Annotated in this window: 16 protein-coding genes and 1 tRNA gene; 14 read left to right on the top strand and 3 right to left on the bottom strand. The window is 40.3% G+C overall.

Going from position 1 to position 24,038, the window contains the following annotated elements:
* Nucleotides 1-416: 416 nt before the first annotated feature.
* The 13 genes from FHW36_RS01270 to FHW36_RS01210 all read left to right on the top strand — a co-directional run bounded on the left by FHW36_RS01270 (nt 417) and on the right by FHW36_RS01210 (nt 21,023).
* Nucleotides 417-4,319 carry a T9SS type A sorting domain-containing protein gene (locus tag FHW36_RS01270; protein ID WP_145661032.1) on the top strand — a complete coding sequence of 1,301 codons (3,903 nt, stop codon included), beginning with the start codon at nt 417-419 and terminating at the stop codon, nt 4,317-4,319.
* Nucleotides 4,320-4,390: 71 nt separating this feature from the next.
* Complete coding sequence (gene asnB, locus FHW36_RS01265; RefSeq protein WP_145661029.1) at nt 4,391-6,256, top strand: asparagine synthase (glutamine-hydrolyzing); 1,866 nt, start codon at nt 4,391-4,393, stop codon at nt 6,254-6,256.
* Between the two features lie 28 nt (nt 6,257-6,284).
* Entirely contained in the window at nt 6,285-7,331 is a 1,047-nt protein-coding gene (gene wecB, locus FHW36_RS01260) for a non-hydrolyzing UDP-N-acetylglucosamine 2-epimerase (protein ID WP_145661026.1), read from the top strand.
* An 18-nt stretch (nt 7,332-7,349) separates the two neighbouring features.
* On the top strand, nt 7,350-8,477 hold the full coding sequence (locus FHW36_RS01255; protein ID WP_145661023.1) for a glycosyltransferase family protein: 1,128 nt from the start codon (nt 7,350-7,352) through the stop codon (nt 8,475-8,477).
* 13 nt (nt 8,478-8,490) lie between these two features.
* Nucleotides 8,491-9,786: a hypothetical protein gene (locus tag FHW36_RS01250; protein WP_145661020.1), complete on the top strand. Its 1,296-nt coding sequence runs from the start codon at nt 8,491-8,493 to the stop codon at nt 9,784-9,786.
* Entirely contained in the window at nt 9,776-11,032 is a 1,257-nt protein-coding gene (locus FHW36_RS01245; RefSeq protein ID WP_145661017.1) for a glycosyltransferase family 4 protein, read from the top strand. Before FHW36_RS01250 ends, FHW36_RS01245 begins: the two co-directional genes overlap by 11 nt.
* A 73-nt stretch (nt 11,033-11,105) precedes the next feature.
* Complete coding sequence (locus FHW36_RS01240) at nt 11,106-13,106, top strand: right-handed parallel beta-helix repeat-containing protein (protein ID WP_145661014.1); 2,001 nt, start codon at nt 11,106-11,108, stop codon at nt 13,104-13,106.
* Between the two features lie 21 nt (nt 13,107-13,127).
* Nucleotides 13,128-14,150, top strand: coding sequence for a glycosyltransferase family 2 protein (locus tag FHW36_RS01235; RefSeq protein ID WP_145661011.1), 1,023 nt, complete (start codon nt 13,128-13,130; stop codon nt 14,148-14,150).
* A 31-nt stretch (nt 14,151-14,181) separates the two neighbouring features.
* A complete protein-coding gene (locus tag FHW36_RS01230) occupies nt 14,182-14,991 on the top strand; it encodes a glycosyltransferase family 2 protein (RefSeq protein ID WP_145661008.1) in 810 nt (269 codons plus the stop codon).
* A gap of 93 nt (nt 14,992-15,084) precedes the next feature.
* Entirely contained in the window at nt 15,085-16,194 is a 1,110-nt protein-coding gene (gene gmd, locus FHW36_RS01225; protein WP_145661005.1) for a GDP-mannose 4,6-dehydratase, read from the top strand.
* Nucleotides 16,195-16,196: 2 nt separating this feature from the next.
* Nucleotides 16,197-17,132, top strand: a complete 936-nt coding sequence (fcl, locus tag FHW36_RS01220; protein WP_145661002.1) for a GDP-L-fucose synthase — start codon at nt 16,197-16,199, stop codon at nt 17,130-17,132.
* 173 nt (nt 17,133-17,305) lie between these two features.
* A complete protein-coding gene (locus FHW36_RS01215; protein WP_145660999.1) occupies nt 17,306-18,892 on the top strand; it encodes a hypothetical protein in 1,587 nt (528 codons plus the stop codon).
* Between the two features lie 223 nt (nt 18,893-19,115).
* Nucleotides 19,116-21,023, top strand: coding sequence for an ABC-F family ATP-binding cassette domain-containing protein (locus tag FHW36_RS01210; RefSeq protein ID WP_145660996.1), 1,908 nt, complete (start codon nt 19,116-19,118; stop codon nt 21,021-21,023).
* Between the two features lie 61 nt (nt 21,024-21,084).
* Here the strand turns inward: FHW36_RS01210 and FHW36_RS01205 are convergent, their stop codons facing one another.
* From FHW36_RS01205 to FHW36_RS01195, 3 genes are all read right to left on the bottom strand, one after another.
* On the bottom strand, nt 21,085-22,488 hold the full coding sequence (locus tag FHW36_RS01205) for a hypothetical protein (protein WP_145660993.1): 1,404 nt from the start codon (nt 22,486-22,488) through the stop codon (nt 21,085-21,087).
* Nucleotides 22,489-22,589: 101 nt separating this feature from the next.
* Nucleotides 22,590-22,664, bottom strand: a tRNA-Arg gene (locus tag FHW36_RS01200).
* A gap of 47 nt (nt 22,665-22,711) precedes the next feature.
* Complete coding sequence (locus FHW36_RS01195; protein WP_145660990.1) at nt 22,712-23,278, bottom strand: MarC family protein; 567 nt, start codon at nt 23,276-23,278, stop codon at nt 22,712-22,714.
* Nucleotides 23,279-23,365: 87 nt separating this feature from the next.
* On the opposite strand from FHW36_RS01195, the gene FHW36_RS01190 reads away from it, so the two are divergent.
* Entirely contained in the window at nt 23,366-23,950 is a 585-nt protein-coding gene (locus FHW36_RS01190) for a helix-turn-helix domain-containing protein (RefSeq protein ID WP_145660987.1), read from the top strand.
* Nucleotides 23,951-24,038 lie beyond the last annotated feature (88 nt).

Here is a 24,038-nt window from a genome sequence, read left to right as displayed (position 1 = left end):
ATAGAATAGAGGAGAATATGTGCGTGGCCGATGCGATACGCAGTATTTAAATCTAGGCAGTAGTTTGCCATCTAATCACGATCGTGATTTTTTTCTTTTCTTATTGAAGGAACAAATGTATTTTTGTCACAAATCAAGTCTTGGGAATCCCAGCGAGGCTGTATAAATTGGAAAACCTTTAATTCTCTTTCTTCCGTTGTTTTCACAATGAAAGGGGAAATTATCAGCCGATATTGAACTAGGTTATCACAACAATAGGTAAAAATAACTATTTAATAGTCATAAAAGACTCTGATTGTCAATGAAATAGCTGTCATATTTTTCTTTCTTTAGAAAGGAAGTTATTGATATGGGGATTTATAAGTCTAAATAAAGCGATCATATTCTTTTACCATAGATACAATAAAATTTAAAGTGTGAGAATAAGAGGGTTATTATTTTATATATTTATTTTTTGCCTATTTACGTGCCTGAATAACAAAAGCTATGCTCAGATCGTTTCTCACGATGCTGAGTTTGGGTTGACAACTTCTGGGCAGCCTGTTCAATTGACAGTTGGAGGATATCTAGATGGGAATAATTGCAAGCAATTGATAACCTATTGGCCTCACAATGTTTGTAAATACTATTTGAGTGCCTTTGAGCCTGCTCAAAATATTACACTTACGAACCAGGACACTGTGCGGGCATCCTCCCTAAGTATAGTTTTTAATGACACCGGGAACTGGTATACCTTGGAAAAAACAGCAAATGAGGTTTTTAAAGGAGCCGTCACCGCAAAGGATAAAGCGATGGCCGTATATAACTTTGTTAGCAGTAAACATATGTATTTTTATACTCCTGATTTCAATAACAAAGATGAGAACCAGTCGGTATCAAAATTTCTGTCGGTATACGGTTATGGACATTGTGGAAATATAGCGAATGCTGTCACTTTTCTGACAGGCTTTAATACAGGACTTCCTCAATATTACTGGGTGGTAGATGGTGGAGAGCATGGGGTTGCTGATGTGATGATCAATGATACGACGATGATGATTGATGCAGATGAGCAAGGGTATTATCTGAAATGGAATAATAGATCACTGGCAAGCTTTAGGGAAGTAACAAATGACATGTATTTGTACTATAGGACTAAACATTTTGGCGCCTTATACCCATATTATCCGGATGTATTTGCTTCATTTGCCAGTTTATTTATGATGGGTAATAATTACCCTGAGCCATATCTGGATGCCGGTTCTCCTGGGCCAGACATGTATTTTTCACTCAGGCCGGGGGAGTCTATCAGCTATTTATGGAACTTGCCGGTAGATTCTGTTTTATATCATCAAATTGTTTTACCCAATTACGGAGAGTATCCCTCAACAGATGATGTGAAGAATGTAATAGGTAATGGAGAGTTTTCATTACAGACAGATTTTATTAGTCAGCCATTTTATAGCGTTGTAGACGCTGCCGAAAACATAACGGTTAACACTACAAACCCAGCCCTTCCTACCGTGTATTCGAACAAAGTGGGAGGAAGTTCTTTCGTTGTCAGTGGAAGTTCCCCTTACGTGATTGTGGATGGAAAGGTTAAATGTAGTTTTTATAATAAGTCGGTCAGCGATAAAATAAAAATCTACTATTCTTCAGACTCACTTAACTGGTCCCCGATATGGGAGTCAGCATTGGTGGGGAATTATACTGATTCTATAGAGTTGTCCGATCAAATCGCCGCTCTGACAGATAAGGGAGTATATAAGTACTACCTGAAATTCGAGTTCTCGCCAGCCTTGAGCCCGGAAGATTGTGGAATCGACTCTTTAGTACTTACCTCAAGATTTCAGATTAGCGAGTTCTTTATGCCCCACCTGGTAAGAGGAAACAATAAAATAGTAGTGCAAAGTGAAACTAGCAATCAATATAATCTGAAATTGCACATAGACTGGAATGAGAACTTTTATGACAGGCCCCCAGCTCCGCCTGCTGCTCCAGTTTATCCAGCCAATGGAGCAGATATAGATTCCACTTATTTTACTTTCCAATGGGCAAAAAGTATCGATCCGGACGACTATATTTTTGACTACCAATTTCAGTTGAGTGACCAGCCAGACATGAAGAACCCATTAACGCCAATGTTTGATAGGTATATGTCTTCAATAAATGTGGGGCTGGCTTCTTTCAAGCCCGAGTTGCAAGGGTTCCTGAATAATAATACCAGGTACTATTGGCGTGTACGGGCGATGGACAGCAGAGGAGTATTAAGTGATTGGAGTAATGTATGGTCATTTGTAGCCCATGGAGCCAATGCGCCACTCAACCTGCATTTTGAATCCCCAGCGAATTCCCCGGACTCTTTTCGGTTGGCATGGAGCGAAAATCTCGCGGGTTTAAAGCCTGCCAACTATAAGGTCTATGCAAGTGAAGTGGCTTCAGGGTTTATGCCGGATGACGATGTTAACCTTTTCACGCAGACTACCGTTACTAACTCACCAATGTCTGATGACCCAAACAAGTCCTTTTACAGAGTTATAGCAGTGGGTAGTAGTGGCAACGAAAGTGCATCAAGCCGGTATGTAACCCTACCAACAGTTGTATCGGTAAATTTTCACGATGTACTGGCAACATCCGGGCTGTCAGATACTTCTGTTTACGATTTCAACAAAACATTTTTCCTGTACGATACCTCGCTTTTAGTACTATCGGGTAATAGTTTTACCTGTAAACATATTGGTACAGGAATCATTAGCCATTGTACTGTTAATGATGGGGACACAGTGTATCTCAAACAAACTCTTGTTAAGATTGCTCCCGATGAGCCCAAAATTACCCTAAGCGCTAATAATATCGTTGATGGGGTAAATTACAGTTTCAATATAACATCAGATGGGGGGGCAGATGTTACAGAATTAGGCCTGTGCTGGACGGATGATACCATCCCAATGCTTGACTCAACGGGCAATAATAAGATGGAGGTGAGCCCAAGTAATTTGGAAAGTGCATTTGAATTGCCAGACATTGACTCGCCTTATTATTTATATGCTTATGCCATTAATAGCGCGGGGGTAGGGTTTAGCGAAACATTGCCTGTGGTTGTTACTGAGTACAGAAAAAATCTCAGACTGAGCAATTTGCTGGATACCTCCAGCTTAAATCAAAGTAATACCATATTAGTATATGATAGTAGTTTTATTGCCGTTAAAAGAAATACGGTTATTCCTCTAAGATCGGGACTTACCAGCATCAGCTTGTGTACTGTAAACGATACTGATACCATTTATTTACAACAATGCCTTATCCGGATTATGCCACTTGTGCAAACCACATTATTGGTACATCCCGAAGGCAATGATAAGATTGGCTACAGACTCGATATTCAAACGAGTAGAATGCCAAGGATACTAAAACAAGGATTAGTTTGGAGTAACGATACCATTCCAACCCTGATTGGCAATGCCGGAAATATCATTCTTCTGGATACAAATAATCTGTCTGGAATATTTGATCAAAGTATGCTCGATTCAGCCAAGTATATTTATGGATTTGCCGTGGTAAGGGGTGATACCGTTTTTAGCAGGCCGGTAAGGGTTTCAATAAATAACTATGCCGATCTGGTACAAAATGATTCTCTAATGCTTGATTCCTCTTTTATACTGAAGTTGGGCTTCTTTACATACGATTCTTCTTATGTAAAAGTTGAAACAGATAATAATATAAAGTTTACCAAAAAGGGGAATACCGTCCTGGGATATGCGGTGAAAAATGGTGCAGATACCATTTATTGGAAACAGGCAATTGTTAAGATCCTGCCGGTCTTACCCACAGTATCGTTGAAGGCAACGGATTTGAAGGCCGGCAATATTGAGTACACCGTCAGTTTGATATCTGACGGAGGAGACCCTGTCACAGATATTGGAATTAGTTGGGGCTATTCCCCAGATTTTATCCCTGAAAACTCTTCTAATAACCAATCTATTGGAATTAATAATCCTTTCGGGATTTTCAGTTTGCCATTTTCCGACTCAACATATTATATAAAAGCCTATGCTATCAATAGTGTAGGCTGGGCGTACAGCAATACAGTTTCATTCGAAGCCAACACTAACATATCGGTGTATCCAAATCCAACTAATGGAGTGGTTAAGGTGAGTGTCGATGAGAAGTATAGGGATTTTATTTTGGAAGTGTATTCTTCTAATGGTCAATTAATTAAGAAAATAAATAGTGCCAGCAATTATACCATATTAGATCTTTCGAAATATAGTAAGGGCATATATTTCTTTAATATCAGGACAAAAAATGGCATGATAAGGAAAAGAGTAGTAGTACAATAAGTAACTACGATTTATTATATATCTTTGGGGGATGCAATTTATTTTTAGCATAATAACCCTTTCACAAAAATATGTGTGGTATAGCAGGTATTGTAGACACTAACCCAGGTAGTATATCGCTCGACAGGTTAAAAAAAATGACGGATATAATTGACCACAGAGGTCCTGACGGTGAGGGGTTGTGGATTTCTCCTTCAAATCAGGTGGCACTGGGGCACCGGCGCTTATCAATCATTGACCTGTCAGATTCTGGTAAGCAGCCCATGCACTATCTTTCCAGGTATACAGTTATCTTTAATGGCGAGATTTATAATTACATCGAAATAAAGGAGTCGCTTATAAAAAGAGGCTATAAGTTTCATTCATCCTCTGATACGGAAGTATTGTTAGCCCTCTATGATGCGGAGAAAGAAAACTGTCTTAATCTCCTTGATGGCATGTTTTCATTTGCTATATGGGACCAGAAGGAAAATGCTCTATTTTTTGCTCGTGATCGTTTTGGTGAGAAGCCATTTCACTATGCATATAAAAAGGGCGCCTATTTTGTATTTGGTTCTGAAATGAAAGAACTCTGGGCATATGGTATTGAAAAAGTCGTTAATTATGGGATGCTTTACAGATATCTTACTAATAATGAACTACTTAATCAACAAAATCTGGCAGAAACCTTTTATGAGGGAATATTCAGGTTAGAGGCTGCTCACTATGGCAGATTACATCTGCCTGACCTTGATCTTAAGATTACCCGATACTGGAATTTAGATATTAGGCAACCCGATACCACTATTTCGGCGGCATCTGCGCAGGCTAGATTTAGGGAACTTTTTACTACCTCGGTTAAACGCAGACTACGTTCGGATGTCCCAGTAGGATCGAGTTTATCTGGGGGATTGGATAGTTCACTAGTGGTATGCGTTATTGATGAATTGAATAAGGGGCAAGAAATCAGGCAGAATACTTTTTCTGCGCGTTTTCCGGGATTTAAGAAAGATGAAGGTAATTTTATGCAAATGGTCATCGATAAGACCAATGTATCACCTCATTTTACGTTCCCCAATGAAAATGACCTGATAAAGAACTTGCAGCAACTTATTTGGCACCAGGAAGAACCTTTCGGTTCGGCCAGCATTTTTGTGCAGTACGAAGTAATGAAATTGGCCAAGGAGAATAATGTTACTGTCTTACTGGATGGACAGGGCGCTGATGAAATATTGGCGGGGTATCATATCTATTATTATGCATATTTCCGGGAACTCAGGAAGAAAAGCAAACAGGCGTATAACCAGCAACTGGGCTACTATCAGCAGCTGCAGGAAAATGGTCCGATGAATGCTGTGCAATATAAGCCCGGATTAAAGTCATGGATGCGAGAAGTACTGCCTGATGGCATCATTCGTAAGATGAAAGAGCAGCAATTGAAACAAGCTAATAAAAAAGCGCAGTTTCTTAATAAGGATTTTTTTGATGCTAATTTTAAAAGCAACGCCTATAGTCAACAAGTGGTTTTTGATAGTCTGAACCATGCATTGTATGAAAGCACTATGGGAAGTGGTTTACAAGAGTTGTTACGGTATGCCGACAGAAATTCCATGGCTCACTCCAGGGAAGTAAGATTGCCTTTCCTTTCTCATGAGTTGGTTGAGTTTCTGTTTACATTACCTGCCCAGTTTAAGATAAATAATGGATGGACAAAGTTCATTATGCGGGAGACATTTAATGACTTGTTGCCAACAGAGATCACCTGGAGAAAGGACAAAATCGGATATGAACCGCCACAAAATAACTGGATGGAGAATAAACAGCTGCAGGAAATGATACGTAGTTATGAAGAAAAGCTTGTTCAGGAAAGGATTCTTGATGCTAATTGTATTTCAGCAAAGGGTGGTCATTTCGCAAATCGAAACTGGCAAATTTTAATGTCTGGTTCTCTTTTATAAAACATAATACTGATATTTTACTTTGAATATGAAAAAAATCATTTCGATTATAGGAGCTCGCCCCCAGTTTATTAAACATGCCCCTGTTCAACTTGAGTTACAAAAGCATTTTATAGCTAAAACAATTCACACCGGGCAGCACTATGACGCTGCTATGAGTGATATCTTCTTCAAAGAACTAAAGATGGCGCCGCCGGATTATCACTTTTCCCTGAGCCAAACACAACAAGGTGCTCAAACAGCTGAAATGATGATTGAGATTGAGAAGGTAATGTTATCAGAGAAGCCGGATGCGGTTGTTGTTTATGGAGATACTAACTCTACTATTGCAGGTTCGTTGGTAGCAGCTAAATTGCATATACCAATTATCCATATTGAAGCCGGTTTAAGAAGCTTCAATAAGGAAATGCCCGAAGAAGTAAATCGCATTTTGACAGATCATATCGCATCAGTATTATTATGCCCCTCCCAATTGGCGGTAGACAATCTGGCAAAAGAGAATATAAGAGACAATGTATTTTTATGCGGAGATGTCATGAAGGATATGTTGCTATTGGCAGCATCATTTGTAGGAAATAAAATGGGGGATAGGCCTTATTATTTTGCTACTATTCACCGCCCGTATAATACCGATCATAAAGAGAGAATGTCTGCCATTCTGGATGCATTCCAATTGATGGATGCGCCGGTGGTATTTGCTATACATCCCCGTACAACGAAACGCCTGGAGCATTATAATATTGATCTTAATAAGTATGATAATATAATTATGGTGCCTCCTGTAGGTTATTTCGATTCTCTCTCTTATCAGCAATATGCAAAGGGGGTAATTACAGATTCTGGTGGTATGCAGAAAGAAGCCTATTGGTTGAAGCGCAAATGTGTAACAATCAGAAAGGAAACGGAGTGGACAGAAACTGCAGAAATGGGGCATAATATTTTATTGTTTGATAAAATGGAAGAGCTCCCTGCAATATTTACCAGGGAACCTTTAGCCGATTTCGATGAAGAACTTTATGGCAATGGGAAATCCGCTGCAGACATAGTATTGAAGATAAGCCAGTTCCTAAATTAATTTAACAGCCGCATCTAGATGAAGATAGCCTACCTTACTGATATTGATCTTAGCTCACACTCAGGAGTACGTATCAAGCATATTATGCAATGTAGCAACTGGGAGAAGTTAGGACATGAAGTGAAGATATATTCTATTCCAAATACCGCTACTGTTAATGCACAACAGATCGATATTCCTATTTCCTTTGAAGTATTCGATAATAAGATTTCCACTTATTTCAAAGGGGGAATAGCCGCTTATGTACGTAAGATTTTTGCAACATCCAGGATTATAAAATCGTTAAAGGAATTTAACCCCGATATCCTGTATGTAAGGAGCATGGTTTATTATCCAGGTTTAAACAGGATTGTACGCAGTTTTATTTCCGTTATAGAATACAATACTTTGATGGAAAAAGAACTGGAAGTAGCTGGGAATAAGAGAATCCGGTTTATGCATGGTCTTGGCTACAAGGCGCTCAATACCTCTGCTAAAGCATTTGTTGGTGTAACGGAGGAAATCGCCCTCGCGTATGGAGATCGCTATCGTCGCCCGGCAGTGGCCATAGGTAACGGTTTTGATTTGTCTAGTTACCCGCTCAACGAAATGCCTGTAAATATGCCGTCCCCCGACAGAGCTCAGATTGTGTTTGTTGGTTCCCCGAATATGCCATGGCATGGTATTGACAAATTTTACCAGTTGTCTACGCTTGTAGATGCCGACTTTCACCTGGTAGGCGCTACCTATGAGCCTGATGAAACCAGCGCTGCCAGAAAGAACTTTATTCAGCATGCCTTTATGAACAAAAAGGAACTGGGAGAGCTTTACAGCAAAATGGATATCGCGATCGGTTCTCTTGCGTTACATAGAAACAATCTTAAAGAAGCAACACCGTTAAAAGTGAGAGAGTATTGCACATATGGGCTACCAATAATCATTGCTTATAAGGATACGGATTTATCCGGCAAGGAGTTTGTGCTGGAAATAGACAATTCCGAAGATACAATTGAAAAAAATCTGCTGGTCATAAAAGCATTTATAAGCAAATGGAGAGGCAAAAGGATTGCCAGAGAAGAAATAGAACAATTAATAGATTATAGATATAAGGAAGAAAAACGATTGAGTTTCTTACAGGCTATTTTAAAAGCGGAGAGAACAGCTTAAGGTTCAGAACAGTATGAAACACAGTTACAATGTACTTTTGGTTTTCCTGGTTATATTTAATTTTAAAATTCCTGTTATTCAATACTCCGCTGTCTTTGCATGTATGTTAAGCACAGTTACGTATGCCAGGCATCCGAAATACATTGCGGTGCTCAAAAAGACAGCAAGTAAGAAATACATTGCTGCCGTTCCATTGACGCTACTGGGTCTAATTCTTTTATTGCCCCTATCACCAATATTACACCAGACTTATGACTTTGCTATCCTGAAGCCATATTTTTTACAGCTTATTCTTATTTGTATTACAATATATATCTTACCGATTTTGATTATTAATGCGGAAGAGAATATTTTTTTGTATTTCCTTAAGATAATCGTTACTGTTTTCTTTATTCAATCTTTGATAGAGATATTTGCTTTCATGTTGCCGCCATTTGCTAATCTTGTACACTTTTTCCAGAAAAGTGAGATCGCTGAAATGAACATGGGAGGGCTACGGGCATTGGCATTAACAGGAAATCCCTTTTTCAGCCTGTCTGCAAGTTTCGGTCTCCTTTATATAATATTATTTAAATACTTTCAGGAGCAGGGGCACCGCATATTTTCGTTAAGTAATGTTGGTGTTTTTGCCGTATGTGTGATAGGAACTTTTTTTGCCGGACGGACAGGTTTTATTGGAATCCTGTTCGGCTTGGCGTTGCTTATTTTTTCTGCCCGAAGTATATATTTTAAACTCGGAAGCATTGTAAAAATATTTTCCATACTAACTATTGCAATTGGAATTATCATTTTGCTGCTTCCGGCAGAGATATATGACTTGGTTGTAGATAAGCTACTACCATTCGCGTTTGAATTTGTATATAGTTATATAGAAGGCGGAACGGTAACCACAACTTCGACAGATGCCCTTTCAAACATGTATTTTCCAATTAGCATTCAGACTTTTATTTTAGGAGATGGCAGATATATGGATTTTAATGGAAGTGGCTATTATATGAGTACTGATGCCGGATACATGAGACAGATTTTATTTTTTGGTGTATTCGGAATATTAGCAATGTTCATATACCAAATGGTTTATTTCGTCAAACCGGTTTTGGTAGCGTTAAATAGAAGATTATTATCCCAACGATACAATGATTTATTGTTTTTTCTCATTGTTTTTGCATATATGCTCCTGGTACACTATAAAGGAGAAGTAATCGGATTTTTGCCGGAAATCCAAATAATGCTGTTAATAATGTTTACGGGTTATCTTAGTCAGTATTATTTTTCACCAATTGCCAAGTATCCCGCGAATGAAGAATAACAAAGTATTACATATTGCAGAAGCAGCATATGGCGGTGGGGCTGAATCGGTATTCAGGGATACGATTCTGTATCTAAAAAAGTACAATGGAGGCTATACACACCTCGTTGCCTGCAAGAAGGAATCTAATGACGAGATCGTTGTCGATCTTCCATTTGAGGTAACTAATAATCATAAAGGCATTAAAGCGCTCCTGCTGAGCATTTATTCCAGAAGAAACTTCGCTATATTAAGGGATTACCTGGTTAAGGTAAAGCCAGATATCATACATCTTCAGAATTACGGGAATCTTTCTCCAGCAGTATTACATGCTATCAGCAAGTATAAACAGAAATACGGCGCAAAAGTCATTCATACAGTACATACTTATGAATATGCCTGTTCACATTATGCGGCTTATGATTATCGTAAGGATAAACGCTGCCTGGATTGTCAGCATAGTGAATTTAAGTATAAGATCTTTTACCGTGGATGTAGCCGGAAAGGGTGGATGCATTCATGGGGTAAAGGTGTTGCCGCGTTGATTGCCGATTTTTTTTATAATAAAAATCTGGTGGATGAATGGATTACACCATCACGGTTTTTATATGATGTAATGGTTGGTCGTTTTGGTAAGCCGGAGAAAGTCCATGTAGTTAGAAATCCTGTTAATAAAAAACTGTTGGAAAATCTATCTGTCAGTAATGGACCGGTTAAGGAAAACCTGATCGTTTACTTCGGGCGCGTTTCAGAAGAGAAAAATGTTAAGTTATTATTACAGTCGTTTGCATTATTGCTGAAAGACGAAGGCAATGCCGATCTTAAATTGAAGATCATTGGGGATGGGGATGATAAAGCATCGCTGGAGGCTTTCGCCGCGACAACTATTCCAGTTCAAAACATAGAATTTTGCCCATTTCTTCCGGTTTCTGCACTGAAGGCTGCTATAGAAAAGTCAAAAATAGCTGTGTTGCCCTCTAAGTGTTTTGAAACAGCGTCGTTGTTTGTAGTAGAGGCGGTGCTTGCAGGAGTGTACCCAATTGTGGCAAACCATGGTGCAATGTCTGAAATGATAGGTTATCTCGGATGTGGTACTACCTTTGAAAGCGAGAGTGAAATCGACCTGTGCCGGAAGATGCAGTATGCCCTTTGCCATGCAGGTGATTATATCAATGGATTGAAACAAGCTGCCTCTCTCATTGTTAATGATATGGCTGGACAACAGTATGCAAATAGTATTAATAATATATATATATCTGAATCATGATGCATATATTAGATTCTCATTAGATTCTTATCTGCATTCCATAAAGTTTTAACTTAGCATAAATTCAAGCATTATGTTACTAAGATTCTTCTTACTTGCATTTTTCTCTTGTACATCACCTGCAAATAATGCTGCTGATAAGTTGTCTGACGACAAAGCCCCGGTTAATGAGAATATGGTTAGCAGTCCTTCTTTGATATCTTCGGAAAAAAACAGGAAAGAAAAGGTAATAAAACAGGCAACGGATGCCGTTAATATAACTCAGTTTGGCGCTGTAGGCGATGGAGTCCGGGACAACAGAGCTGCTGTTCAAAAGTGTCTAGACTATTGTAAAACCAATGGTAAAAGCTGCTATATTCCTACCGGCAACTTCCTAATCACAGGTGACCTTTGGCTTATGGATAATAGTAAGTTGATTGGTGGTGGAAACAAAAGCAAACTTATATTTAATCAGGGTATGCTGAGAAGTGAAAAGGGTGGTTCCCGGAATTTTCGCTATACAAACAATTATAATAATGAAGTACTGACCGACAATGCCTTTACAACCACTACGGCAATAGGAAAGCCGGGGGCGTTATCGCTAACAGTTGATAATGCGGGCCAATTTAAGCCGGGACAGTTGATTTATTTATTTAATAATAAAGTCGACAGTTGGACAATTTTGGAAGACCAGGGTCAGACAAATCGTTGGAATGATGCTGAAGCTTTTGCGAGATCGGAAATATTTACCGTGAAATCTGTGAGTGGCTCAAACATCAAGTTGGATAGGCCGCTTAAATTTACGTATAATAAAGGTGCAAAAGTATCTCATCAGATAGGCGCTGTGAATATTGAAATAGGAAATATCAGTATTGAAAACCAACTATTGACCCAAAACGAAACGCAGTACGCTATATTACTGGAACAACCTAATCAGGCTAATATTCATGACCTAACAATACAAAGCTCATGTGGTGGAATCAACCTCACCGGGCATCCTTACAAGTGTATTATTAAAGATTGTAACATTAACACCACTAAAGAAGGTAGGGGGATTCTCGTAGAGAATTTTGGTAGCCAAAATTCCATCATTCATAACAACCTCAATTATAATACTGGTGGAGACGCAGCTTTAATTGTGCTGATGGGCTCAGGTGAAAATAAGATAGTTAATAACACTGTCACTGGTCATGGACAAGCACAGAAAAATGAATGTGGCATCGCGGTCCACGCACAATGCTATAATAATCAGGTATACGGTAATACCGTGAATGGTACCGCAGAAGGACTGGGAGCATATTATGGGGCATTCTCCAATGACATTCATGATAATACAGCCAATAATGTCAGTACAGGATTTATTAGCTTTTATGCACGAAATAACCAGGTTACCAACAACGTATTTAATATTGTTTCTAACAGGAAAGGAAACAAGGTGGGCATACTGTTATTTGGTACCAATGGTACCACTGTAAAGGGAAACAATGTGACCGGCGATCTTTTGTATGGTGTACAGATCCAGGGAGGAAAAGGCATTACAATGGTACAAAACCAGATTAAAAATAACAGTGCCCAGGCTTATGCTTTCGGTATTAAGGTAATCAATGTCGGTAACGATGTCAATATTTCAAGCAATACAATATCATCCTGCAAAACAGGTATCGATGCAGAAACGCCACAAGGGGCCGCTGCTCAACAGTCTGATATTCCAAGTATGTTGATACAAACGAATTCGATTTCTACCAGTGAAACAGGAATTCGTTTACAGAATTACGCTAATGTGGTGTTAAAGGATAATGATCTGAATCAGTTTTCTAATGGTATTACGCTAAGTAACAGCCCGTATAATGTGATTACAAATAATAAAATGAATACGGGAAAGGCAGCCGGTATTAACCTGGTAGGCGAAACATCGAGTTTTTCTTATATAGAGAACAATGTTATTTCCAATGCAGCCCAGAAGGTTGCTGGCTGGAAGTCGCCCGATGGAAACAAAACCCTTGCCCAGCCTAAAAATGGCTTTATGCTTAAAGATCCTAATACTGGAGCGATGTTTAAATTTAATGCTCAGCAAAAAAGCTTTCAAAGACAATAGTATTTTTAATTAGTCAGAAGAATGGAGTTACCACTAGTTAGTGTTATTTTACCTTGTTATAATGCTGAGAACTATATAGCAAATGCTGTAGATTCAATAATAAATCAGACCTACAGGGAGCTCGAGATCATTATCATAGATGATTGTTCTACTGATGGGTCATCTGAGATACTCCGCGAGCTGGCCGCAAAGGATAATAGGATAAAACTGCTTAGAAATGATATTAACCTGAAGCTAGTAGCTACACTGAACAGGGGAATCAGCGTAGCAATAGGTCAATATATTGTGAGAATGGATGCTGACGATATTTCCTACCCGGATAGAATAGAGAAGCAGGTCGCTTTTATGGAGAGACACCCAAATATTGGTATCTCTGGAACAGCCATCATGCAGTTTGAAGATGGGAAGGAGGATATTTTAATGACTCTTCCGACCGATGATGCCATTTTAAAAGCGAAAATTTTTACATCAACCATCTTTTTTCATCCGACCGTAATTATCCGCAGCGATGTGCTTAGGAGTAATCATCTTGCATATAACAGCAATTATCACCAGGCGGAAGATTGGGGATTGTGGATAGAGATGATTGATAAGGTAAGCGTCGGTAACATAAAAGAACCGCTACTCCGGTATAGAATTGTTCCGAACAGTGAAACAAGGATAGCTGAAGCCGATAGTTTAAAGAGAAGTAAAACCTTTTATATGTTGTTAAAGAGAAAGTTTGAAATAGATCGTTTCTCTTTATCCGATGACGAGGTGAAATTATACACCTACTTTGTTTCCCGGCAGTTTGCCTTGTTATTGCCTAAAGATGGTGTCGCGAAAATTGTTCGTATTTTCGATAAAATTCTTAACCAGGCAAAAGACTTAAATTTTAGTCCGGTCACCATTAAATATATGAAACTGTATTTTAGTCTTCGATTAATGGTAACATTGATCTATGGCCCAAAGAATACCTTATTTAGAGATATAGCAGCTATATTAAAACATAAATATCTGCTCACAGGGCTTCAGGCATTTCTTTGGAGAAAGAAATTAGTATAATGAAAAAGCCCTGTTTATATAATTTTATCTGATGATACAACCTCTGATTTCGATTATAACGCCGGCCTATAATGTAGAAAAATATATAGGTAAAACAATAGAATCTGTACTTAATCAATCCTATGTCAATTGGGAGATGATTATAATAGATGATCATTCGAAAGATGGAACTTGGAAAATAGCAAGTGAGTATGCCTCCAACGACGAAAGGATAAAAGTTATTAGAACTGTAGAGAATGGCGGCGCTGGTGTAGCGCGTAATACGGGTATTAAACAGGCGTCGGGCGATTATATTGCATTTTTGGATAGTGACGATCTTTGGGCACCCACAAAGCTGGAGGTCCAAATAACCCGGATGCTGGCGATAGGCGCTCTTTTTTCGTTTACTGCGTACCATGTGATTACAGCAGATGACAAACATGTTAAAACAATTCATGTTCCATCAAAAGTTAGCTATACAGACTTGTTGTCTGGTTGTGATGTCGGCTGTCTTACTGCCGTTTATAATGCAAAAGAGTTAGGCAAATTATTTTTCTTAGATCATTTGCGTAATCCGGATTCGACTGTTCCCCCGGAAATATTGAGAAAATGGGGAAAAGAGGATTATGTACTCTGGTTGCAGATAGCTAAGAAAAATAATAATACTGATCTCTTTATTGGCATTGATGAGCCTCTGGCTTATTACAGGAAGCATGGAGGTGGGATTTCATCCAATAAAACAAAAGCGGCAAAGTATCAATGGATGGTATATCGTAATGTAGAGCGCTTAAATTTGCTGAAATCTTCAATTTATTTCATTAACTATACAATTAATGGTCTGGTGAAGCATTACTGGCACTAAAATGTATAAAGCAGTAGTGAAGATGGGAAATTAGGGGACGTTAATCACTTGGCGATAAATGTTTACATTTGTATTTCATTTAATGTATTTATAATGAAGATTGCGCTTATTACCGGCATAACGGGACAGGACGGGGCTTACCTGGCTCAGCTATTGTTAAAGAAGGGTTATAAAGTACATGGTATAAAAAGAAGAAGTTCGCTATTTAATACTGACAGGATTGATCATCTCTATCAGGATCCGCATGAGAAAAATGTGCATTTCAAGCTTCATTATGGTGACCTGACAGACAGTACGAATCTTATCCGTATTGTACAGGAAGTACAGCCGGATGAGATATACAACCTGGGAGCAATGAGTCATGTTCAGGTAAGTTTTGAAGCGCCTGAGTATACAGCCGACGCAGACGGCATTGGTACGTTACGAATTCTGGAGGCTGTGAGGCTATTAGGCCTGATCCAAAAAACAAAAATATATCAGGCTTCTACGTCCGAATTGTACGGTTTAGTACAGGAAGTACCTCAGTCCGAGAAAACGCCATTCTATCCAAGATCTCCATACGCCGTTGCCAAAATGTATGCCTACTGGATTACTGTCAACTATAGGGAGGCATATAACATGTTTGCCTGTAATGGTATTTTATTTAATCATGAGAGCCCCTTACGTGGCGAGACTTTTGTAACCAGAAAGATTACCCGTGCAGTTGCAAAATTATCATTGGGCATGCAGGACAAGCTTTATATGGGAAACCTGAATGCGAAGCGCGACTGGGGGCACGCAAAAGATTATGTGGAGGCAATGTGGCTGATTCTGCAACAAGAGAAGCCGGAGGATTATGTGATTGCAACGGGAATTACTACAACCGTGAGGGATTTTATTACGCTGGCATTTGCAGAGGTTGGTATTGAAATAGAATTTAAAGGAGAAGGTGTAGATGAAAAAGGATATGTTAAGCGTATCGCACAGGCATCGCCTTTAAGTATTGGACAGGAAATTGTAGCTATTGATCCCAGATATTTCCGTCCTACTGAAGTTGAGCTGTTGATCGGGAACCCCACAAAGGCTAATACCCAACTGGGATGGAAACCCAAATATGATTTACCGGCGCTTGTAAAGGAAATGGTGGCTGCAGATGTGGAACTATTTAAGCGGGAAAAGCTGTTAAAGGATGCCGGGTATAAAGTGTTAAATCAATTCGAATAGGCATGAACGTTAATGATAAAATATATGTAGCCGGGCACAGGGGGATGGTAGGATCAGCCATTGTGAGACGCCTGCAGAAAGAGGGTTTTAATAATATCATTACAAGAACATCTAAAGAACTTGACTTGCGCAACCAGACGGCTGTGGCTGTTTTTTTTGAACAGACTAAGCCGGACTATATTTTCCTCGCAGCTGCAAAAGTGGGGGGAATCATGGCTAATAATACCTATCGGGGGCAATTTATCTATGAGAACCTGATGATCCAGAACAATGTTATTCATCAGGCACACATTAATAATGCAAAGAAGTTGATGTTTCTGGGATCCTCCTGTATTTATCCTAAATTGGCTCCTCAACCACTGAAAGAGGAGTATTTGCTTACCGGACCCCTGGAGCCTACGAATGAACCTTATGCTATTGCTAAGATTGCTGGTATAGAAATGTGTGACGCTTACCGTGCCCAGTATGGATGCAATTTTGTTTCTGTGATGCCCACAAACTTATACGGGCCCAATGATAACTATGACTTGAATAATTCCCACGTTTTGCCTGCGATGTTGCGGAAAATGCATGAAGCGAAGGTTAATAACCAGGCTGAAGTAACGCTATGGGGTACAGGTACGCCTAAACGCGAATTTCTTCATGCCGATGATATGGCAGATGCCTGCTTTTACCTAATGCAGCACTACAATGATAAGGGGCCTGTAAATATTGGTGTTGGCGAGGATATCAGTATTAAAGATTTAGCGCTGTTAATTAAGAAAATAGTTGGATTTGAAGGAGAACTTGTCTTTGATACCAGTAAGCCGGATGGCACGCCAAGAAAACTAATGGATGTAGAAAAACTGCATAGTTACGGTTGGAAAGAGACGATTGGTTTAGAAGAGGGAATTATAAAGGTTTACAAAAATGTCTTAAAAGATAAAATCTTTGGGTAATTTTACCCGAACAATGATCCCGTTTATTTCTATCTTATTCCCTGCTGTCACTGCGATTTAACGGAATTACTATATTTGCATCCTGGCAAGTGGATCATATTGTGTTTTGGAAAGACCTGTTTGGGATGTTTGTGAGACCTGATCCGTATTTTTTAGCAATCAAAAGAGAATTAATGAAGCATCTCATTTGGATGGTAGCAATGTTACTACTATGTAGTGCAGCAAATGCACAAGAAAAGTTACCCGTTATTGTGCCGTATCACAGCCAGAACATCCGGGAACTCTATATGGATAGCAGTAATCACCACACTGCGTTTAAGCCTGCTCTTCATGAAGATACGAGTGTTATGTATACCCATTCGGATACAACAAAGCGGAGCCTATTCCACCGGAAACTCTTCAATGAGCATTTACTGGAGTTTCGCAATAAAGATTATAATGTTTTTATTGATTTTCTCCCTGATTTCCAGATTGGGAAGTCAAGAAATGGTAGCAGAACTACCTGGATAAATACCCGCGGCGCCAGCATACAAGCTAATATTGGTACCAAATTCTATTTTGAATCCTACTTTTATGAGAACCAGGGAAAATTCCCTGAATACCTGGACCTGTATATAAGAAAAAACCAGGTTGTACCTGGGCAGGGTGGAATTAAGGATTATAGCAATGGAAAGGCTTTCGATTATAACTATGCCAGTGCTTTGTTATCCTATACTCCTAACAAGTACCTTAATGTAACTGCCGGATATGGTACTAATTTCATCGGCGATGGGTATCGTTCCCTGATTTTATCTGATATACAGTTTAGCTACCCTTACTTGAAATTAACTGGTAACCTGGGCAATGTGCAATACACTGCTATGTGGGCTCAATTTATGGATAAGCATAGCAGGGATTTTGCCACTGCCTATGAAGATTTGGGATACTATAAAAAATGGGGCGTATTTCATTTCCTTGACTGGAACGTCAACAAAAAGTTGACTATCGGCTTATTTGATGCCGTTATCTGGCCCGACGCCGATTCTTCTGGCCGTAAACGCGGTTTTGACTGGAGTTACATGAACCCGATTATATTTCTGCGGTCGGCAGAGTTTTCTGAAGGTTCGTCAGATAATGCCCTGGTGGGTATGAATGCGAAGTTTAAACTATTCCCGAAAACAACCATCTACGGGCAATTAGTACTGGATGAATTTAAGCTGAAAGAAGTTTTTGGAGGTAAAGGCTGGTGGGCCAATAAGCAAAGCTGGCAACTGGGATTCCGTTCATTTGACATCTTTAAAGTGAAAAACCTGGACCTCCAGGGAGAATATAACGCAGTAAGGCCATATACCTATAGTTACAAAAGCACCATGATTAACTATGAGCACTACAACCAGTCCCTCGCACACCCTCTGGGCGCCAATTTCCAGGAACTGTTGGGCATTGCTACTTATCGTTATAAGAGATGGTATGGCAGAGGGGAGGTGATGTATTCAAAATATGGTGATGATCCGGATTTGAAAACCAATTATGGACACGACATCTCCAAACCCTATACCACCCACCCCAATGAATATGGCAACTGGATAGGACAGGGTGTCAAAACTAATTTGTTATATGCACAGGGTACTATTGCATACGTGGTAAACCCCAAGTATAACCTCCGCCTGGAGGCCTCCCTGGCAGCAAGAAAGCTGAGTAACGATATAGACAAAAGTACAGACCTGATATTTAGTTTTGGCCTACGCAGCACTTTCCGTCAATTCTACTACGACTTTTAATAATTCTTTATGAAAATATGCAAGCCCTTCTGCATTGGCAGAAGGGCTTTTACTTTCTTAATACGCAAGGAGGGGAGGATAATAATGGACAAAGGCCGAAATAATGCCTGGTAATAAGAAATAGTCAGATAATGGGAAACCCTGCTTATCCTATATTGAATATACGAAAAAATCATAACTCTCTCCATCTCCCAGTGTTCCCGATAATTTATAACTTCGCACCATGCATTACGTTTCAGTAGAAGGACTTACCAAATCTTTTGGGACCAAACCATTATTTAAAGACATTTCTTTTCATATTGAAGAAGGGGATAAAATAGCGCTGGTGGCGCTCAACGGCACCGGAAAATCCACATTGCTGCGGATTTTATGTGGAAAGGATGCGCCCGACAGTGGCAAAGTCTGGATCCATAAAGATGTAACGGTGGTAATGCTGGAGCAGCAGTCCGGTTTTGATATGGCCAAATCCGTTATCGAAAACATCTTTAGCCACGATAACCCGGTACTGAATGCCATCAAAGAATACGAATTGCTTACAGAAGAAAGCCATGGCGAGCCTGATCTGGACAAATTGACGACTTCCATTGCTAAAATGGATGAGCTAAACGCCTGGCATTTCGACGCTAAAGTGAAGCAGATATTAGGTAAACTTAATATACACAACCTCGATCAGCCTGTTGGCTCCCTATCTGGGGGGCAACAAAAACGGGTAGCACTCGCTAAAGTCCTCATTGAAATTGGCTTTGAACACAAACATGTGTTGCTGATCATGGACGAGCCTACCAACCACTTGGATGTAAGCATGATTGAATGGCTGGAAAACTACCTGGACCAGGAACGGGTAACCCTATTGCTGGTAACGCACGACCGTTACTTCCTCGACAGCGTATGTAACGAAATTATGGAGTTGGACCAGGAACAATTGTTTATCTATAAAGGAGATTATGAGAATTACCTGGAGAAGAAAGCTGCCCGCGAAGAGAGCGAAAAAGCAAGCGTAGACAAGGCACGAAACCTCTACCGCAAAGAGTTGGAATGGATGCGGAAACAGCCCAAAGCCCGTACCACCAAATCCAAAGCCCGACAGGATAATTTTTACGAAGTAAAGGAAAAAGCCAGCCAACGGGTAGCCGATCAGCAACTGGAACTCAATGTTAAAATGACCCGCCTGGGTGGGAAAATCCTGGAGTTAAAGAAAGTATATAAGTCATATGGTGATCTGAAAATCCTCAAAGGAATGGATTATACTTTCAAAAGGGGCGAGCGGGTAGGTATTGTAGGTAAAAACGGCGTAGGGAAGTCTACTTTCCTGAATATGCTGCTGGGAACAGAACAGCCCGACTCCGGAAAAATCAATGTAGGCGAAACCATTGTATTTGGTAACTATTCACAGTCAGGTCTGGTGGTGAAAGAAGATATGCGGGTAATAGAGTTCGTAAAGAATATCGCAGAAAACTTTCCCCTGGCCGACGGCACCAAAGTAAGCGCGGCGCAATTCCTCGAATTATTCCTGTTTCCTGCAGAAAAGCAATATACCTATATCTCTAAGTTGAGCGGTGGTGAGAAAAGAAGGCTACACCTGCTGTCTATCTTATTCCGTAATCCCAACTTCCTGGTATTGGATGAACCTACCAATGATCTGGACTTGCCTACCCTAAGCATCCTGGAGAGCTTCCTGCAGGACTTCCAGGGATGTGTGATCATTGTGAGTCACGACCGTTATTTCATGGACAAACTGGTAGATCACCTGCTTGTTTTTGAGGGGGATGGTGAAATCCGTGATTTCCCGGGCAACTATACCCAGTACCGTGAGTGGCAGAAAGAAGAAGATAAAAAGAAAGTAACTACGCCCAAAAAGGAACCCGTGCCGGAGCCAACGGTAACGGCTACACTACCTCCTCCCGATAATAAAGGCCGTAAAATGTCTTTTAAAGAAAAACGGGAACTGGAATTACTGGAGAAGGAAATAGAACAGCTGGAAACAGAAAAGAAAACAATTGAAGCTGCATTATCCAGTGGAGAATTGAGCTTCGATAAAATGGAGCCTATGACTCACCGCATCGGGGAAATCATTCAATTGCTGGATGACAAAGGGATGCGTTGGCTGGAGCTAAGTGAAATGAGCGCATAAAATATTTGTTAATAACAATAAAGCCCAACCCCGGCCCGGCCGGGGTTGGGCTTTATTGTTATTAATGCTGCTTGCTTTCCTGCTGCTTTTTCCACTCTTCCAATGCCGCTATTTTTTTGTTTTGCTCAATCAGGTAAAGTGTTAGCTCTTCCACTTTTTCTAACAACTTTTTATTCATTTCCCCTACGTCAATACCTTCTTTTTCCACTTCTGCTGCGGATGGAATACCTTCGAGGTGCTGATGAGTAGTCACATATTTTTCGACAGCTGCCAATGACGGAAGGGAATAGTCTTTATGGAAGACATAATCGGCCCAGCCGGTTTGGGTTACTTTAACGCGTTGGGCCGTGATGGTGCCTTTCACGGAAAGTTCGGATTGAGGGGTTGCAGTGCCAATGCCTACACCAAGATTATTGATATAGATAGTAGTTTGATTTGAGCTGGTAGTCCCGCCGGAGAAGGCTAAGGGAATATATCGGGTAGCGCCGGGAGTCCTATCGTAGCCAATAAGCACTGCGGTCCCATTAGATATCCCTATCTCCGCAGCTGGACCAGTTCCATTGGCATTATACCATCCCTTAAAACGGCCTTGGCCTTCCCAGTCGGTGGCGCCAAAGCCGTCGATTCTTCCTATTTGATTATTGCCTGCATAAAATTTAAAACCATTGGCGACGTTTTTGACATTCACGCTAAACCACATATGTTGTGGTTCAATGCCAATAGCATAATCTCCTGAAGCACTGCCCAGTGCCGGATGCAATGTGACCCTGGTGCCAACACTCCTGGTAGTAAAAGTGGGAGCACCAAGCCCAACAGGATCGAAGGTGATATTATTGGAGGTCGCATTATTCAGCCTCAAACCATAACCCATTGTAACAAGTCCATTGGCATCTATGCGCATCCTTTCTGGCTGAGCGGTACCACCACCGCCTAATCCCGTATGGAAGCTCATTTCGCCGGGCGTAGTGCTATAGGAACCGCCTCGTAATCCTATTTCTGCTCCACGATAGCTGTTAACGCCATTGGCCCCGCCATAAATGCTTAAAGCGCCAGCTGAATTATTGGAATTAATGGCAGTAGCAGCCAACGAAGTGCCAATGCTCACAATGCCAGACGCTCTTGAAATGGAGAATGGGTTGTTTAAAAAAGTACCGTTATCGCTATAGTTCCAAATTCTGAAATCACTACCTGTGTTGCTTCCCGTTTCAAGGCCCTGCAATACAAAACTCCATCTTAAATTGGCGCCGGCAGGAGTTGACGTACCTCCAAAGAAATCATGATGTCTGGTCCCGCCGGTACTGGTGCCCTGGAAAGTTTGCATAAAGCCAGAAGTGAATTTTCCGCTGATCCATGCGTTCGCACTTTGCGGAGCCAGTAATTGATTTTTAATGTAAACGGTATCCTGTGCGGATAATGTAAATGGGATAACACCTGAGATTAACAGGTACAGCATCTTTTTTTTCATAGATAAAAGAATAGAGGTTTTATGGAAAATTTATTCAGTTAACAAAACACGACAGTAATATAAAAAAAATATCTGCAAATAATCTATTTGCAGATATTGGGTGGTAGCCTCGTCAAGAATCGAACTTGAATCTGGAGCTTCGGAAACTCTTATACTATCCATTGTACTACGAGGCCGGAAAGAACGCAAAACTACATTTTCTGCTGTACAATCCCAAATCAGGTTAAAGATTAATATTACTTTTAAAGATTTTAACCGCTATGGCCAGCAGGATTACCCCGAAAAATTTACGTAATACCATTAGTCCCGCCTTGCCCAGCATGCGTTCTATGTAATTCAGGCAGCGTAATACGATGTATACAATGACCAGGTTTAGGCAGATACCTGCCAGGATATTATACTGTCCGAAGTCGGCTTTTAGCGACATAATGGTAGTGAGGGTACCCGAACCGGCTATCAGTGGGAAGGCAATGGGTACTACGCTGCCCGCCTTGGCGTCGGGGTCTGTCTTGAAAAGTTCGAGGCCCAGGATCATTTCCAGTCCTATTACAAAAATAACGATAGAACCCGCTACGGCAAAAGAATGTACATCAACGCTCAGCAATTTCAGGAAGGGCTCGCCCACCAGCAGGAACAGTATCATCAGGAAACCCGAAGCCAGCGTAGCTTTACCGGCGTCTATATGCCCCAGCTTTTCCTTTAGGGATACCAATACCGGGATAGATCCTACGATGTCGATAACTGCGAATAACGTAAAGGTAATAGCCAAAATTTGGTCGATACTGAACATGTGTGCTATTTTGTGTAAATATAGTTAGAATGGCCTGGGTTTTATCCTAGCCGCATTCTGCTTATATTTGTTGAACACTGCTATTTTATGACGGAGGATATTATTATTCAGATCAGTAATAAGATCAAGGAAAAGAGAAAGAGCAAAGGAATCACCATCCAGGAGTTGGCCGATAGGGCAGCTGTGAGCAAAGGACTGATTTCCCAGATTGAAAATAACAGAACTGTGCCGTCCCTGCTCGTACTGATCAATATTATCCGGGCGCTGCGCCTGGATATGAACGAGTTCTTCAATGAAATAGACCAGCATACGCAAAGCGCCAAAGTAATTATCAAGCAAAAAGCCGCTTACCAGGAGTTTGAAAAGGAGCCGGCCAAAGGATTTGTATATAAACGGGTGCTGACTAAAAACGTAAAAAATTTTCCGGTAGACATCGTGCTGCTGGAATTAAAGAAGGGGGCCCATCGTACTCAAACCGTGAAAACAGACGCCTATGAATATAAATATATCATTAAAGGCACGGTAGAATATCTCATCGATAATGAAAAATATATCCTCGAAGAAGGCGATTCCCTCTTCTTCGATGGCCGCCTGGGACATAAACCCCGCAATATAGGCGACGATAATGCCCAGATCCTCGTGGTATATTTCTTCCTGGATTCAGAGAAATAGAATATACAAATACTTAACATTAAATTTAGTATAACTTAACAGTCTGGTCATATTGGACCCCAACCTTTGCATGTAAATAAAATTTTAC

The organism is Chitinophaga polysaccharea, from assembly GCF_007829335.1.
GTDB classification, from domain to species: domain Bacteria; phylum Bacteroidota; class Bacteroidia; order Chitinophagales; family Chitinophagaceae; genus Chitinophaga; species Chitinophaga polysaccharea_B.
Note: the sequence above shows the minus strand (reverse complement) of the source record. Positions and strands in the feature narration are given on the sequence as shown.